The sequence below is a fragment of the Chromobacterium sp. CV08 genome (genome assembly GCF_051129845.1).
Classification (GTDB): domain Bacteria; phylum Pseudomonadota; class Gammaproteobacteria; order Burkholderiales; family Chromobacteriaceae; genus Chromobacterium.
Genome location: NZ_CP150453.1, coordinates 3,346,499 through 3,362,100, shown reverse-complemented (window position 1 = coordinate 3,362,100; position 15,602 = coordinate 3,346,499). Strand labels below are relative to the sequence as shown.

Here is a 15,602-nt window from a genome sequence, read left to right as displayed (position 1 = left end):
GCCGGCGCGGCGTCTCATTCCCGGATCTTGCCGGCGGCGCGGGCGATCGCGTCCAGCGTCATGTCGGTGACGCGCAATTCCTCGGCGCTGACGTCCTGCAGCAGCCGGTCGCGTATCTCGCGCACCACCTGGTCGACACGGGTCGCCATCGTCTTGCCGGACTCGGTCAGCATCAGCATCTTGGCGCGCCGGTCGGTCGGGTCGTCGCGGCGAACCACCAGCCCGGAGTGTTCCAGATGGTCGATCAGCCTGACCAGCGACTGTCCCTCGATGCCGAGGTGCTCCGCCAGCGCGCACTGGCGCAATCCTTCCCCCAGACGGCCGATCAGCCACAGCGGCGTGGTGGTGGCTTCGGACAGGCCGTATTTCTTCAATTCCTCGTCGGCCACCTGGCGCCATAGGCGGGCGGCGCGTTGCAGTCGCAGGCAGAAACTGTCGCTGGAGGCGGGAAGCGGATGGCTTGGCAAGTTTTTCTCCCGTTCGGCGGAGGCGGCGCCGCGGAGGAGCGGCGCGCCCGGAAGGGATTCAGAGCCGATTCACGATCTTCGGAAGGCCGGCCGGGGCAGGCCGCAGATCATCGGCGGGCTCTTTAGTACGGCACGACGCGGTCGTTGCCGCCGCCGCTCAGCAGCTTGACGCGCTGGTTGACGACGAAGGGGATATCGGCTTCCTGCACGACGGAGACGGTGCGGCCGCTGTCGAGCTTGACGGTGATTTCCAGCGCGTTCTTGCTCATCGCGCGCTGCGCGGCCTGGGCGCCGAAGCCGCCGGCCAGCGCGCCGACGATGCCGCCGGCGATCTGTCCCTTGCCGCCGCCGATATTGCTGCCGGCCAGGCCGCCCAGCGCGGCGCCGCCCAGCGTCAGCAGTTCATTGTTCTGGCCTTCCATTTTCACGTTCTGTACCGACAGCACGGTGCCGAGATTCACGGTCTGCGCCTGGCGCATCTGTCCCTTGGAGTAGACGGCGGCGGAGTCCGAGGTCGAGCAACCGGCGAGCACGCCGACGCTCAGCAGGCCGATTGCGGCGATGCGGCTGATGGGAGAAATCATTTTTCCTGCTCCATTCATGACTTAGTTGCGAGCTTTTAAGTGTTGTGCCACAGCCCGGGCGCATTCGCCGACCAGTTCCGGCCCGCGATAGATCAGGCCGCTGTACAGCTGCACCAGGCTGGCGCCGGCATCCAGTTTTTCGATGGCGTCTTGGCCGGACAGGATGCCGCCAACCCCTATGACAGGGAGCGCCCCGTCAAGTTCCTTGGCCAGCTTGCCTATCAGCGCGGTGGAGCGGCTGCGCACCGGGGCGCCGGACAGGCCGCCGGCCTCGTCGGCCAGCGGATGGCCGGCGATCTCGTGGCGGGACAGCGTGGTGTTGGTGGCGATGACGCCGTCGATGGCGTGCTCGGTCAGCAGCCTGGCGATTTCGGCGATCTGCTCGTCGTCGAGGTCGGGCGCGATCTTCACCGCCAGCGGCACGTAGCGGCCGTGCAGGTCGGCCAGCGCCTGCTGGCGCTGCTTCAGCGCCGCCAGCAGGCGGCCCAGCTCGTCGCCCTGCTGCAACTGGCGCAGATTCTTGGTGTTGGGCGAGGAGATGTTGACGGCGACGTAGCTGGCGGCGGCGTAGACCTGGTCCAGGCAGGCCAGATAGTCGTCGACGGCCCGGTCCAGCGGCGTGATGGCGTTCTTGCCGATATTGATGCCCAGCACGCCGTCGAAGCGGCTGCGGCCGACGTTTGCCAGCAGCGCTTGCACGCCGTCGTTGTTGAAGCCCATCCGGTTGATGATGGCCTCGTGCTCGGGCAGGCGGAACAGCCGCGGCTTCGGATTGCCGTCCTGCGGCAGCGGCGTGACGGTGCCGATCTCGATGAAGCCGAAGCCCAGCGCGGCCAGCGCGTCGATGTGGGCGCCGTTCTTGTCCAGGCCGGCGGCCAGGCCGACCGGATTGGGGAAGTTCAGGCCCATCACCTGCAGCGGATGGCGGACGGCGCGGCCGGCCGCCAGCGGAGTCAGGCGCAGCCGGTGCGCGCGATCCAGCATCTTCAATGTGTGTTCGTGGGCGGTTTCCGCGGCGAACTTGAACAGCAGCGGGCGCAACAAGGGGTAGAACATGGACAAACTCCAGACGACGAACCGTCCGCGATTATAGCCGGGGATCGGCCCCGTGTCGGCGGGCCTTGCATGGACGGCGGCGGGCGGATTCACCGGGACCGCGCGGCGGATGGGCCGGGTTTGGCTCCATTTGCATTAAATATGCAAATGGTCTTAGTTGGTTGCATGAAAAAATTATGCCTATGTACTAGCATAGTCTGTCCTTGATAGTCCGACCTCATAGAAACTTAGTGATGAGCCACTCCACATTAAAGTCAAAAATATTCAACTTAGGGCTGGATGTCCAAGAGCTCGGGGAAAAGGGTTACCAGTTTCTGCCGGGAAGCGACTGGCCGGTGCCGGCGTCTATCGCCCGCTGCTGGGGGGCGTTCGCGCGCAGTTGGAGCGACTTGCCCCTGGATCCCTACCTGAAGGATGGCGCGACCTTCCGTCAGCGGCGCATCGGCCGTTTCGTCTACCGGGACATCAACGGCCATATCGATCCGACGAGCAGCACGCAGTTTTTCCAAAGCAAGAGCATCAACGGCTATGCCGGCGGTTTTGAGCGCGTTTTCGCGCCGCTGCACGATCTGACCTATCACAACAAGCTGCTGCACTACATCATCGCCAACTCCCTGGAGCATTTCTGCGCCGCTTTCGGGGTGCGCAGCGATCGTTGGGACATCACCCTGCATCAATTCCGCATCAGCGCCAGCGGCGACGCCGTGGGTCTCCCCACGCCGGAGGGCATACATCGGGACGGCCACCAATTCATCAGCATGCATCTGGTCGGCCGGGAAAACATCGGCGGCGGCGTGTCCAGCGTTTATGCCGACGACGGCGAGAAGCTGGCGGAACTGACGCTGGAGCAGCCGCTGGACAGCCTGTTCGTCGCCGACTACCTGCTGAAGCACGGGGTGACGCCCATCCATGCCATCGATCCGGACAAGCCCGCCTATCGGGATCTCCTGGTGATCGATTACAACTTCCTCAACGATTGATTCGCGAATCGCTTGGACGAATAGCCTGTGCTGCAAGGAAGCGGGATGAATGAGATTCAAATGTTGGACGGCACGGCGATGGGCGTGGCAAACATTTTCTGCATAGGGCGGAACTACGCCGCCCATGTCAGGGAGCTTGGCAATCGGGAGGAGCTCGAGCCCGTCGTGTTTCTGAAGCCCCGTTCCGCGCTGAGCCCGGAGGGGCGACCCATCCAGTTGCCGGAATGGACGGACGATGTGCATTACGAGGCCGAATTGCTTGTGTTGATCGGCCGGGGAGGGAAGCGCATCGCCAAGGAGAAGGCGCTGGATCATGTGGCCGGCTACGGCTTGGGCCTGGACCTGACCGCGCGGGACCGCCAGAACGAGGCCAAGGCGCGCGGGCTGCCCTGGACCTTGAGCAAGGGTTTCGATCAGTCGGCTTGCCTGTCCCGCTTCATCGCCGCGGCGGAACTGCCCGAGCCGAATCGTTGCCGCTTCAGCCTCAGCATCAATGGACAGCTTCGCCAATCGGGCCGGACCGAGTTGATGCTGTTCGATCTGGGCGAATTGATCGCCTACCTGAGCGAGAAGTTCACCCTGAGCCCCGGCGATCTGATTTTCACCGGCACGCCGGAAGGCGTCGGCAGGCTGCATCCGGGCGACCGCCTGTCTCTCCGCCTGGAGGACAAGCTGCAGGCGGAGTTCGTGGTGGCGGGTGGAACGGGGGGAGACGCTTGATGGCGCAGCCGCAAACAGACGCAATGCTGCTCGAGGGCGTGCGGGCCATCTGCCATTGCCTGGACCGGGCCGAAGACCGGCGGGGCTATGAGACCGACTGGCGCGGCCGCCGTTTCGGCCACGCATTGGGCGTGGCGCTTCCGGCGACGGTGGAGGAGGTCAGCCGTCTGGTCGCATATTGCGCCGAGCATCGCATCGCCATTGTCGCCCAGGGCGGCAATACCGGTTTGTGCGCCGGCGCGGTGCCGATCCGCGACGGCGGCGGCAGGCAATTGATCCTGTCGCTGCGCCGCATGAACCGAATTCGCCGGATAGACCCGCTGACGGACTCGCTGATCGCCGAGGCGGGCGCCTTGCTGCAGGAGGTCCAGCATGCGGCCGACGGCGCCGGCAGGCTGTTTCCGCTCAGCCTGGGGGCGGAGGGGTCGTGCACGATAGGCGGGAATATCGCGACGAATGCCGGCGGCAACGCCGTGTTGCGCTACGGCAATATGCGCGACCTGGTGCTAGGACTGGAGGTCGTCTTGCCGTCCGGGGAAATCTGGCACGGCTTGCGCTCATTGCGCAAGGACAATACCGGCTACGACCTGAAGCAGCTGTTCATCGGCTCGGAAGGCACGCTGGGCATCGTCACCGCCGCGGCGCTGAAGCTGTTTCCGCCGTTGCGCCAAGTGGACACGGCATTGTTGGCCCTGCCTTCCTGCGCAGCGGCGCTGAATCTGCTCAAGGCCTTGCAGACGCGGGAGGATTTGCCGCTGACGGCGTTCGAGCTGATCGGCGAGCAAAGCGTCCGACTAGTCTGCGAGCAATTTCCGGACCGGTCGTTTCCGCTGGCATCGGACCATCCGGCTTATGTGCTCATCGAGGCCGGCTGGACCGGACATCATCGCTCGGATGCGTTTGAGCAATGCCTGGCGCGCGTCTGGGACGATTGCGGAGTGGCGGACGCGGTGGTCGCCAAATCGGATGCGCAGGCCGCGGCCCTGTGGTTCTGGCGCGAGTCGATCACCGAGGCGCAACTGCGGGCCGGGCCGCATCTCAAGCATGATATTTCATTGCCGATTGCCGCCATTCCGGAATTCGTCGATCAGATGGATGCCGCGTTGCATTCTAAATTCCCGGGCTTGCGAATCGTCAATTTCGGCCATATGGGCGATGGGAATCTGCATTACAACCTGAATGCCGCCCCCGGCGTCACCGCTGAGAAGCTGCAAGCCTGGCAGCCGGAGATCGAGCGGCTGATATATGAGGAAGTGGCGGCCAGGCACGGCAGTTTCAGCGCGGAACATGGTATCGGGCAGACCAAGGTAGGGGATCTGGCGCGCTATCGTTCAGCCGTTGAGCTGAATCTGATGTCCGCCGTCAAAAACAGCCTTGACCCTGAGGGTCTGTTCAATCCGGGAAAAGTGATCGGACTGAGACCGTTTGATAAAGCTTGTGGCGACGAATCTTGAGCAATGCGTTTTGAGAGCCACACCTTAAGCGAGTGAACTTTATGACTGTGACGGGTTCCGCCGAAAAAATCAGAAAAGAAATCTGGGTATTGCTGTTTGGCGCTGCTGCAATCAAGGCCGCCAATTTCATGACTATTCCCTTTATCGCCGTGTTTTTGGTGAAGAATAGCCAGTTGAATTCATTGCAGGTCGGCATGATAGTCGCCCTGTCCCCGTTGGCCTCCTTATTGGGCGGTTTTTTTGGAGGGCAGCTGTCGGATATCATCGGTCGGAAAGCAATGCTTTTCTCATCCCTTTTCATGTTGTCATTGATATTCTTTGGCTTCTACTTGGCAGCAGGGCAGGCGGACATCAGCGTGAGATTGATGCTTTTTTCCTTGCTGAATGCTTGCTGCGGCTTGTTTTCCAGTTTGTTTCACCCGGTCAGTGCGGCATTGATGGGTGATTTGAGTCCCGCAGGATTGAAAGGGAAAATCTATCAGCTCAGGTATTTTTCCATCAATGTCGGCGCGGCACTGGGGCCCGTGATCGGGGGGTGGTTGGGCGCCAATGCCTCGCGGACGAATTTTCTGCATACCAGTTATTTTTATCTTTGCTACGCATTGATCCTGACGGCTGTTTTCATACGGCAAAGCCGGACCGAATCGACGGTTGCCGTGAAAAGAAGCAGCTTTAAGGAGTCTTGCCGGGTGTTGGCCGGCGACAGGCGTTTGCAATACCTGATACTGAGCGGGCTTTTGTTCAATCTTTGCTATAGCCAGCTGGAAAGCACGATCTCGCAAGTATTGGTCAGCCAGTTCGCCGATGGCGTCAAATACTTTTCCTACATGCTGACCGCGAATGGATTGACCGTCATCGTGTTTCATGCGCCGGTTTACGCAATTGGCCGAAAAATCGGGCTCAATATGAGCTTGCTTGCCGGCAGCGTGATTTTTGCCTTGGGCATGATGCTGATGACTTTGCAGACATGGTCTGTTTTTTTCCTCTTCGCGGCCATTTTTCTGATCAGCATCGGCGAAGCGTTCGTATTTCCGGTGGCGACCGAGTTGATTGAGCGCCTGGCGCCTGATTCATTGCGCGGTTCGTACTTCGGCGCTTCCACATTCCGTAATCTTGGCCTGGCGATCGGCCCTGTCGCCGGCGGATATGTGCTGACGCATTACGGCCCGGTTCCCCTCTTTGTTTTTATTTCGATGACTGCCATTGCCTCGGCAGTGGTGGCTCTGTATGGCGAACAGCTCGCTGCCTCTACCACCATTCAACAAAGTGTCTAACGTCATGGCAAGAGTATATATAACAGACAGAATTACCAATCCCGACATCGAGCGCAGTATTCTTGGCGATGATGTGAGTTTGGAGTTCGACAAGAATGCTGAAGTATTGATGGTTTGGCGCCAATTGGTGGATCAGGATTTTATCGACCAATTCCCCAATTTGAAAGCCGTTCAGCGTTATGGCGTTGGCTATGATAGGCTGGATTTGTCGTATGCGAAAGCAAAGGGAATAGATGTTTCTAATAATCCGGCATATTGCACGGAGGAAGTCGCGCAGACTGCTATCACCTTTATTTTGAATTGTTCCAGGCGGATCACTTATTTGGATTTTTTTGCCAAGAGCAATATCGAGAAATGGCAGCAAGCGGTCACGCCGCCCGCCAAGCGGGTTTCATGCACGACGGTCGGCATCATCGGCGCGGGCCGCATCGGTTCCCGAGTATGCGGCTATGCGAGAGCGCTTGGTTATCGGGTCGAGTATTACGATCCGTTCCTGAGCGCGGAGCAGGTGGCCAGGCTGGAGCAGATTGGAGCCGGTCGGCGCGATAGCCTGGATGAGCTGGTTCGCGACGCGGACATCATCAGTCTGCATGTTCCCGCGACTCCCGAGACGATGGAGCTGGTCAACGCGGACTTCTTGAAGAAGATGAAGCCGGGCGCCTCGCTCGTGAACACCTCGCGCGGCTCGACGATGGCGCATCCCGATGTTTTTCTGGAATTTCTGCAAAGCAATCATTTGAATCACTTGATGCTGGACGTCTTGCCCGAGGAGCCTCCGCGTCCCTGCGACTTCATTGATATCTGGCGTATGCCGCCGGATTGGCTGAAGGGGCGGATTTTGATAAATCCCCATAAATCCTATTTTTCCAGCGAGTCCGCTGTAGAAATGAGGCAGGCGGCGGCGCTTAATGTCAAACGCGTGCTGGATGGCTTGCGGCCGGATTTTATTGTCAATCGCTGAATTTCAGTCATTACGCTATTTACATTCCAAGAGGTCAACGTTGTGAAGAAGCAAATCCTGGTTATCGATTTCGTCACGCCGAAAAGAAAGAACACCTTGCTGACGGCAAGGGAAATGGGTCTGTCCATCGCCCTGGCCGCCAAGTCGCTGTCGGATGAGATCGCCGACTATGTCGACCGTTTCATCGAGGTGGACCCCGAAGATACCGATGCCCTGCTGGCGGTCCTGGAGCGGGAGCACCGGCAGCAGAAGTTCGATGGCGTCATCACGCTGTGGGATCGGTATGTCGAACCTTGCGCCTTGATCGCGGAACGCCTCGGCTTGCCGGGAAACACGCCAGCCACCGCTGCGAAGACTCGCAGCAAGTTCTTGACGCGGCTGGCTCTGGACGAAAAGCAGGTGCCGCAGCCGCGTTTTCGAATGGTCAAAACCTTGGCCGACCTGATCCAGGCGGCGGAGCATGTTAAATACCCGTTCATATTCAAGCCGGTGGGCGCGTGTTCCAGCCGGGGCATTTTCAAGGTCGAGCGCGAGCAGGACCTGGCTTCGGTCTATGAGCAGATGGTGGCGGTCAGCAGCGATCCCAATGACAAGATGTTCCAGTTCTACGCAGGTGAATTCCTGGCTGAGGAGTATATGCAGGGCCATGAATTCAGCGTCGAGGGCGTCGCCAGCTTTGGCCGGCTCCATATCGCGGGCATTACCGAGAAGTGGACGACGACGGACAACTTCACCGAGACGCAGCATTTATTCCCGGCGCGTCTGAGCGAAGCGTCGCGCGCGGCGATGCTCGACGTGTCCACGCGGGCGCTGGAGGCGATAGGGTTCAGGCAGGGCGCTTTTCACGTCGAGCTGATGAATACGGCGGAAGGGCCGAAGATCGTCGAGATCAACGGCCGTCTGGGAGGCGATTTCATTACGACCCATCTGGTGCCGCTGGGGCTGGGCATCGATATCAGCGCCCATGCTTTCCGGGCCGCCATCGGTGATCAGGTCGATCTGGGCAAGCGCTTCGACAAGCATGCTTCCGTCAAATTCCTGATCGCCGAAACCGAGGGGGTGCTGGAGACGTGGTCCGGCCGTGAGGAGGCTTTGGCGGCGCCTGGCGTTCGGGAACTGTTCATCGAGCGGGGCGAAGGCGCATCCGTCACCTTGCCGCCGAAGAAGTACGGGGAGTTCCGCTTGGCCGCGGTGATCGCGCAGGGCGATCGCGCTGACGAAGCCTTGTCGCGGGTCGAGCATGCGATCGGCTTGCTCAAGCCTTCCATTGTGTAAGCGAGCGGGCCGGTCATCGCGGACCGCGATGGCGCGGCCGGCTGCGCCGCCTTTCGAGTGGCGGACTTTCTCTTTTCATTGCTTCAACGGTGGGATGCATGCAACAAAATAAAATATGTCTGGTGTTGGGCGGGGCGCGCGGCGGCGAGTTTGAAACGCTTTTCTCGCAGGGGGTGACGATTGGCCTGATTGCCGATTCGAATTCGGCGGGGGCGCTGCCGGAGCATTATCCATTCGCATTGGTGGAAACATTCGACTTTCATCAGGCGCCTTCCGATCTGCTTGCCTTGATTGAAAGGATTGCCGGCGATTGGAGCATCGAGGCGGTCTTGAATACGCGAGAGGCCTATGTCGCCCATCACCAGGCGGTGACGAAATCGCTCGGCTTGCCTAGCATCGGCGAAGAGGCATTGCAGTATGTCACCAACAAAACGGCCATGCACAAGGCCTTCGTCGATTGCATAGGCGAGCACTCGACCGCGATGTTCGCCCGCGCCAAGTCCTTGCAGGAAGTGCCGGCGGTCGTTGAAAAGATCGGCTTTCCCTTGATTCTGAAGCCGACCAATCTTGCCGCCAGTCTGTTTGTCCAGAAGTGCGAGGATTGGGATCAGCTGAATGCCAGCTTTCCCGCGATGCTGGATTCATTGACGAAGCATTACGAGAAGTTGGGGAAAGATGACGCCGCAGCCCCGGAAATCCAGCTGGAGGAGTTCTTGAGCGGCTCGCTGCATTCCCAGGATTTGATCGTCGACGAAAAGGGCGGGATTCACTCGACTCCGATTGTCGATGTGATAACGGGCAAGGATCTGGGCCTGAACGATTTCCACCACTTCTACCGCGGCTGCCCCTCCAGGCTGGGCAGCGAGGAGCGCGAGCAGGCGAATGCCTTGGCCAAGGCCGGCGTGATGGCGCTCAGGCTGAGGTCTTGCGTGGCGCACGTCGAGTTCATCTATACGGAGAAGGGCCCGAAGCTGCTGGAAATCGCGGCCAGGCCGGGCGCCCATCGCAATCATCTGCTTGAAGTCACGCACGGGATCTCTCTCAACGTCCAGTATTACAATCTGCAGAAACGGCAGGCAATCGATTGCGCGATGAAGTCGGATCGGCATTTCGCCATCCTGACGCCATTCCCCAGGACGAAGAAGAAATTCTCGGGCCTGAAAAACCTTGAGGCGCTGAAAAGCTTGCCCAGTTACAAGACGCATCAGTTCAGGGTGCGGGATGGCGAGGCTATCGGGCCGGCCAGGGAAGGTTTTTACTCCTGCTTCGTCCTGGAGCTGCAGGCGGAGTCGCGCGATCAGCTGTGGCGCGATATCGAAACCGTCAGGGAGATGGGCGACTGTTTCGAATGAGCTCGCGAGGCCGGCGGCGGATTGCTCCGGCGAGCGGGAGGGCCTGCGCGATGCCGGCGCAGGCCGGCCCGTCGTCTTGCGCGCTTGCGAGCGGAGATCGGGCGTCCGGCCGCGGGTTCAGCTGTCTTGCGCGGTGTGCGGGACGGGGAGGGCGGTGGTGTATTTGAAAGTATCCAATACCACCATGGTTTTGAATTCCTTCAGATTGGCATCGGATAGCAGATATTGTTTGGTAAAGGCGTTGAATGCGGCCATGCTGGCGACGGAGACGATCATCAGGAAATCGCTGTCGCCGGTGATGTTGTAGCACTCCAGTACTTCGTCGGCTTCGCAGATTCGGTTGCGGAACGCGTCTTTCAGGTGTTGCTGTTCTTTTTCCAGCGTGACATGAATGATCATTTTCAAGCTCTGGCCCAATGCCGCCGGATTGACCAAGGCGACTTCGGCCTGGATGGCGCCGATTTCCCGCAGGCGCTGAACTCTCCTGTAGCAGGAGGAGGGAGAGAGCGCCACGGTTTTGGCCAGATCATATTGGGTTTGTCGAGCGTCGCGCTGCAAAATAGCCAGTAATTTAATATCGTGTTTATCGAGCGTCGATGGGAAATCATTCATAACGGTGGCGGTAATGTGCTCTGCTTTAAGGCTGGCGTGATTATAGATGAGATTCTGTTTACATGACGACAGTATTTCATCGAACAAAATGATTTTGTGGCTGGTTTCCGCTGTTTTCGCGCATCTTATTGCGCGATGGCCGATTTTTGGATCGGGGCAGCGGCAGGCGAGGTTATCGAGACGGCGGCCGCCTTGTCCGTGCCGAGGCATGGGGAGGGCCGGGGAGCGAGGCCCGCGCTTTCGGTCGCGGCGCCGACGCAGGCTGGGCCCGGTTTTTCCGGGCGCGGAGCGGGGGATGGAGGCGCGCGAGACGGCTCGCGCGCCTTCGTCTGGCATCCCGCTTACAGGATGCTGCAGGCTTCGCCGAAATCGAAGCGCGGCGAGCGCGGGAACAGCTTGTCGGCCTCGCCGTAGCCCAGATTGATCAGGAAATTGGACTTGAAGCGGCCGTCCGGGAAGAAGGCGGCGTCCAGCGCGGCGTTGTCGAAGCCGGACATCGGGCCGCAATCGAGACCCAGCGAACGGGCGGCCAGGATCAGGTAGGCGCCCTGCAGCGTGCCGTTGCGGAAGGCGGAGATGTCTATCAGCGGCTGATTGCCCTCGAACCAGCTCTTGGCGTCGGCGTGCGGAAACAGCTGCGGCAGGTGTTCGTAGAAGCGGGTGTCGTGGGCGACGATGACGCATACCGGCGCCGCCATCGTCTTGTCGACGTTGCCGGCGGCCAGGCAGGGCTTCAGCTTGGCCTTGGCCTCGTCGCTCTTGACGAAGACGAAGCGGGCCGGCGAGCAGTTGGCGCTGGTCGGCGCCTGTTTCAGCAGATCGTACAGCTGGTGCAGCACCTCGTCGCCAACCGGGCGCGGCTGCCAGTGGCTGTGGGTTCGGGCATTGAGGAACAGCTGTTCCAGCGTGGCATGAGAAACGGGGGTGCTCATGGTTTTACCTCGATTGGGGAGGGGGGTGTTGCCGGCGCGGCGACGGTGTCGTCGGCCTGCACCGAAATGGTGACGCGGCGGTTGCGGGCCCGGCCTTCGGCGGTGGCGTTGTCGGCGACCGGCAGATTGGCGCCGTGGCCGACCGCCATCATCCGCTGGGCCGCGATGCCGTTCTCCTGAAACAGCCTGACCACGCCGCCGGCGCGCGCCGCCGACAGTTCCCAGTTGGACGGGAAGGCCGGCGTGCGTATCGGCGCGTCGTCGGTGAAACCTTCCACCTTGATGGGGTTGTCCACGCCGGCCAGCAGCTTGGCCATATTGGACATCAGCGGCATCGATTGCTGGTTCGGTTCGGCCTGGCCTATCGGAAACAGCGCGCTGTCGCGGATGTCGATATTGATGCCCTGGTCGCTCTGGGTGATGGTGACCTCGCCGCTCTGCACCAGCGGGCTAAGCACCTTGGCCAGGTTCTGCGTCAATTCGCCGAGCTTGGCCGTCTCCTCGATGTGGTGGTCGGACTTGACCGCCTTGGAGATCGGCTTGGTCTGCGGAATCTCTATCATGGTGTTGGCGCCGCCGGTCGGCGGCGTCGTCTGCACGGAGACCAGCGAGCCGCTGCGGAAGGCGTCCATGATGGCCGACGACATCACCCGGTATTTGCCCTCGTTCAGCGACGAGATCGCGTACATCACGACGAAGAAGGCGAACAGCAGCGTGATGAAGTCGGCGTAGGAGACCAGCCAGCGCTCGTGGTTCTCGTGCTCTTCCTCCTGCCGTTTGCGTCGCGACGCCATGTCAGCCTCCGTCGTCGGTTCAGAACAATTCGGTGTTGAACAGCGATTTGACCCCGCCGGCGAACTCGACGCCGATGCGGCGCGCGACGCGGCTGGAGAAATCGTCCTGGCGGGTGAAGTCCACGGTCTTGTCCGCCTTGACCACGTCGCGGGCCACCGAGGCGACGGTGCCGTAGCCGTCGGCCAGACCCAGCGGGATGGCCTTTTCGCCTAGCCACACCATGCCGCTGAACAGCTGCGGGTCGTCCTTCAGCCGCTTGCCGCGGCCGGCGCGCACCGCCGCTATGAACTGCTGGTGGATGTCGTCCAGCAATTGCTGGCGTATCGCCTCGTGTTTCGGGTTCTGCGGCGAGAACGGATCGCCCATCGCCTTGTTCTCGCCGGCGGTCTTCAGCCGGCGCTCGATGCCGAGCTTCTCCATCGCGCCGGTGAAGCCGAAGCCGTCGGACAGCACGCCTATCGAGCCGACGATGCTGGCCTTGTCGACGAAGATCTTGTCGGCGGCGGAGGCGATGTAGTAGCAGCCGGACGCGCAGACCTCGCCGACGACGACATAGACCGGGATGTCGGCGTGGCGCTGCTTCAGCCGCCGGATTTCATCGTAGACCATGCCGGACAGCACCGGGCTGCCGCCGGGGCTGTTGGCGTCTATGATCACGCCGCGGGTGCCGCGGTCGCGGAAGGCCGAATCCAGCGCCTCTATCATTTTCTTGCCGCTGTCGTTCTCGCTGCTGATCGCGCCGTCCAGCTCGATCACCGCGCTGTGGCCGCCGCCGGTCAGGCCGGCGCCGGCCTTGTCCTCGCTGCGCATGAACAGGCTGACGGCGATGAAGGCGACCACGGCCAGCCAGGCGAGGCGGAAGAAGATTTTCCATTGCCGGCTGCGGCGCTGCTCTATCAGCGCGGCGCCGGCCAGTTTTTCCAGCAATTGCCGTTCCCAGTTCGGGTCGTTGTTCATGTCGGATTCGCTCAAGGATGGTCCACAGAGTCTAACAAAATTCATCGGGCATGGCATTCAGCCAGACCCCGTCGTCCCGCTCGGCGACGTCCAGCGCCGCCAGCGATTGGCCGCGGCACGGTCCCCAGGTGCAGTAGCCGGTGTCGGGGCGGTAGCGGGCGCCGTGCATGCCGCAGATCAGGTAGTGGCCGGTGAGGTCGAACAGCTTGCCGTCCTGCAGGTCGAGTTCGACCGGTATGTGGCAGCAGCGGTTCAGATAGCCGTGTACCCGGCCCTGGTAGCGGACGACGAAGGCGGCCTGGCGGCTGCCGTCGGCGCACTCGATTTCGAAGCGGCGGGCGTCGCCGCCGTCTTGCAGTTCGGCCGAGGCGCAGATCAGCACAGGCGGGGCAGCAGCCATGCCGACAGTTCGGGCAGGGAATGGACGATGGCGCGCGGTTCGCAGCGGACGAGCTCGGCGTTGTCGTGGGCGCCGTGGCTGATGCCGACGCCGTGGCCGCCGGCGTTCCTCGCCATCAGCAGGTCGTGGCTGGTGTCGCCTATCATCACGGTGCGATCGAGCGTCACGCCGAAATGGTCGCTCAACTGCAGCAGCATGTCGGGGTGCGGCTTCGAATGGCATTCGTCGACGGTGCGGGTGGCGTCGAACAGTCCGGCGATGCCGGAGGCCGCCAGCGCCCGATCGAGGCCGGCGCGGCTGCTGCCGGTGGCGATGGCGACGAAGGCGCCGGCGTCGCGTATCGCCTGCAGCGTTTCGCGGGCGGCGTCGAACAGCATGACGCGTTCGAGATTGATCTGGTAGTGGCGGCGGAAGGCGTCGACCAGCTCCGGCAGCTGCGCCGCCCGGTCCGGCGGGCAGAACTGCTGCATCGCCTCGGCCAGCCTGAGGCCGATCACGTGGCTGGCGGCCTCGCGGGCCGGCACCGGCAGCGCCAGCTCGCGGCAGGCCTGCTGTATCGCGTGGACGATGTGGCCGGTGGAATCCATCAGCGTGCCGTCCCAGTCGAACACTACCAGATCGAATTCTCGCATCAGCGCGGCTCCAGTGTTTTCAGGAATTTCTGCAGCTCCGGCGGCAGCGGCGCCTCCAGCTTCAGCGGCGCGCCGGTCAGCGGATGCGGCAGCGACAGGCTCCTGGCGTGCAGGAACATCCGTTTCAGGCCGCGCCGGGCCAGCTCCTTGTTCAAGGCGAAGTCGCCGTATTTCTCGTCGCCTGCGATCGCGCAGCCGTTGGCCTGCATATGGACGCGGATCTGGTGGGTGCGGCCGGTGCGCAGGTGGGCTTCCACCAGCGTGAATTCAGTGTAGCGCTGCTGGACGGCGAAGTTGGTGTGGGCGTACTGGCCGTCGTCGCCTTCGGCCACCTTGACGCGGCGCTCGCCGTCCGGCGTGTGGAACTTGTACAGCGGCAGCTTCACCTGGCGGACGTTTTCCGGCCACTGGCCGGTTCCCAGCGCCAGGTAGCGCTTGTCCGGCACATTGTCGCGCATCATGTCGTGCAGCTTGACCAGCGCCGAGCGCTTCTTGGCCAGCATCAGCAGCCCCGAGGTCTCGCGGTCCAGCCGGTGCACCAGCTCCAGGTAGCGCCAGTCGGGATGGGCGCGGCGCAGCTGCTCGATGACGCCGAACGATACGCCGCTGCCGCCGTGCACCGCGACGCCGGCCGGCTTGTCTATCACCAGCAGCGCGTCGTCCTCGTAGACCACCGGGAAGGTGGCGGCCGGCACCGTTTTCTCGGCGCGCTCGGCGATGCGGATCGGCGGGATGCGCAGCACGTCGCCGGCGGCCACGCGGTAGCTGGCGTCGCTGCGGCCCTTGTTCACCCGGACCTCGCCGGAGCGCAGGATGCGGTAGACGTGGCTCTTGGGCACCCCCTTCAGCAGGCGCTGCAGGTAGTTGTCCAGCCGTTGTCCGGCATCTTCTGCGGCCACTTCAAGGAAGGTTACGGAATCTTTGCGAATGTCTGTCATATTGCTTATACTTGTGGCGCTGTCTGCTGGTGCGAGGCACCTGTCGCGGACGGCTCCGACGGAAAACCAAGGTCACGGCCTGTTTCGCGTGATGCTGCTGCGGAAATCCGAGGTGGCCGGCAGGGTGGAGACCCTGACCCGACGCCGTCTGACATACACCGCAGCCAAGGTTAACTCGCTCACCGAAAAGTAGCGATGGTAATGCATTTATAC

Annotated in this window: 17 protein-coding genes; 7 read left to right on the top strand and 10 right to left on the bottom strand. The window is 61.9% G+C overall.

Annotated elements, in window-relative coordinates:
- Window positions 1-14: 14 nt before the first annotated feature.
- The 3 genes from WNM05_RS15600 to WNM05_RS15590 form a co-directional block, all read right to left on the bottom strand.
- Window positions 15-467 (bottom strand): MarR family winged helix-turn-helix transcriptional regulator, encoded by a 453-nt coding sequence (locus WNM05_RS15600; protein WP_434628507.1) that lies wholly within the window; start codon window positions 465-467, stop codon window positions 15-17.
- Between the two features lie 122 nt (window positions 468-589).
- A complete protein-coding gene (locus tag WNM05_RS15595; protein WP_434628504.1) occupies window positions 590-1,051 on the bottom strand; it encodes a glycine zipper 2TM domain-containing protein in 462 nt (153 codons plus the stop codon).
- A 21-nt stretch (window positions 1,052-1,072) separates the two neighbouring features.
- Window positions 1,073-2,107, bottom strand: a complete 1,035-nt coding sequence (locus tag WNM05_RS15590; RefSeq protein ID WP_434628501.1) for a quinone-dependent dihydroorotate dehydrogenase — start codon at window positions 2,105-2,107, stop codon at window positions 1,073-1,075.
- A 233-nt stretch (window positions 2,108-2,340) separates the two neighbouring features.
- Between WNM05_RS15590 and WNM05_RS15585 the strand changes: the two genes are divergently transcribed.
- The 7 genes from WNM05_RS15585 to WNM05_RS15555 all read left to right on the top strand — a co-directional run bounded on the left by WNM05_RS15585 (window position 2,341) and on the right by WNM05_RS15555 (window position 10,123).
- On the top strand, window positions 2,341-3,087 hold the full coding sequence (locus tag WNM05_RS15585) for a 2OG-Fe dioxygenase family protein (protein ID WP_434628498.1): 747 nt from the start codon (window positions 2,341-2,343) through the stop codon (window positions 3,085-3,087).
- Between the two features lie 45 nt (window positions 3,088-3,132).
- A complete protein-coding gene (locus WNM05_RS15580; RefSeq protein WP_434628495.1) occupies window positions 3,133-3,807 on the top strand; it encodes a fumarylacetoacetate hydrolase family protein in 675 nt (224 codons plus the stop codon).
- Window positions 3,807-5,261 carry an FAD-binding oxidoreductase gene (locus WNM05_RS15575; protein WP_434628492.1) on the top strand — a complete coding sequence of 485 codons (1,455 nt, stop codon included), beginning with the start codon at window positions 3,807-3,809 and terminating at the stop codon, window positions 5,259-5,261. Before WNM05_RS15580 ends, WNM05_RS15575 begins: the two co-directional genes overlap by 1 nt.
- Before the next feature lie 41 nt (window positions 5,262-5,302).
- The gene (locus WNM05_RS15570) at window positions 5,303-6,535 is read left to right on the top strand and encodes an MFS transporter (protein ID WP_434628489.1); all 1,233 of its coding nucleotides are present in this window, start codon (window positions 5,303-5,305) and stop codon (window positions 6,533-6,535) included.
- Entirely contained in the window at window positions 6,489-7,496 is a 1,008-nt protein-coding gene (locus WNM05_RS15565) for a C-terminal binding protein (protein ID WP_434628486.1), read from the top strand. The genes WNM05_RS15570 and WNM05_RS15565 overlap by 47 nt, the downstream gene beginning before the upstream one ends.
- 42 nt (window positions 7,497-7,538) lie before the next feature.
- Entirely contained in the window at window positions 7,539-8,771 is a 1,233-nt protein-coding gene (locus WNM05_RS15560; protein WP_434628483.1) for an ATP-grasp domain-containing protein, read from the top strand.
- A 98-nt stretch (window positions 8,772-8,869) separates the two neighbouring features.
- Window positions 8,870-10,123: an ATP-grasp domain-containing protein gene (locus WNM05_RS15555; protein ID WP_434628480.1), complete on the top strand. Its 1,254-nt coding sequence runs from the start codon at window positions 8,870-8,872 to the stop codon at window positions 10,121-10,123.
- 117 nt (window positions 10,124-10,240) lie between these two features.
- On the opposite strand, the gene WNM05_RS15550 is transcribed toward WNM05_RS15555, so the two are convergent.
- From WNM05_RS15550 to WNM05_RS15520, 7 genes are read right to left on the bottom strand one after another with little or no spacing between them, the layout of a single operon-like run.
- Window positions 10,241-11,071 carry an Lrp/AsnC family transcriptional regulator gene (locus WNM05_RS15550; RefSeq protein ID WP_434628478.1) on the bottom strand — a complete coding sequence of 277 codons (831 nt, stop codon included), beginning with the start codon at window positions 11,069-11,071 and terminating at the stop codon, window positions 10,241-10,243.
- A 5-nt stretch (window positions 11,072-11,076) separates the two neighbouring features.
- On the bottom strand, window positions 11,077-11,667 hold the full coding sequence (locus WNM05_RS15545; protein ID WP_434628475.1) for a malonic semialdehyde reductase: 591 nt from the start codon (window positions 11,665-11,667) through the stop codon (window positions 11,077-11,079).
- The gene (motD, locus tag WNM05_RS15540) at window positions 11,664-12,461 is read right to left on the bottom strand and encodes a flagellar motor protein MotD (RefSeq protein WP_434628472.1); all 798 of its coding nucleotides are present in this window, start codon (window positions 12,459-12,461) and stop codon (window positions 11,664-11,666) included. The genes WNM05_RS15545 and motD overlap by 4 nt, the downstream gene beginning before the upstream one ends.
- Before the next feature lie 19 nt (window positions 12,462-12,480).
- Window positions 12,481-13,419 carry a S49 family peptidase gene (locus WNM05_RS15535; protein WP_434635157.1) on the bottom strand — a complete coding sequence of 313 codons (939 nt, stop codon included), beginning with the start codon at window positions 13,417-13,419 and terminating at the stop codon, window positions 12,481-12,483.
- Between the two features lie 31 nt (window positions 13,420-13,450).
- On the bottom strand, window positions 13,451-13,819 hold the full coding sequence (locus tag WNM05_RS15530) for a Rieske (2Fe-2S) protein (RefSeq protein ID WP_434628469.1): 369 nt from the start codon (window positions 13,817-13,819) through the stop codon (window positions 13,451-13,453).
- Window positions 13,795-14,451 carry an HAD-IA family hydrolase gene (locus WNM05_RS15525; protein ID WP_434628466.1) on the bottom strand — a complete coding sequence of 219 codons (657 nt, stop codon included), beginning with the start codon at window positions 14,449-14,451 and terminating at the stop codon, window positions 13,795-13,797. Before WNM05_RS15525 ends, WNM05_RS15530 begins: the two co-directional genes overlap by 25 nt.
- On the bottom strand, window positions 14,451-15,389 hold the full coding sequence (locus WNM05_RS15520) for an RluA family pseudouridine synthase (RefSeq protein ID WP_434628464.1): 939 nt from the start codon (window positions 15,387-15,389) through the stop codon (window positions 14,451-14,453). Before WNM05_RS15520 ends, WNM05_RS15525 begins: the two co-directional genes overlap by 1 nt.
- Between the last annotated feature and the right edge of the window lie 213 nt (window positions 15,390-15,602).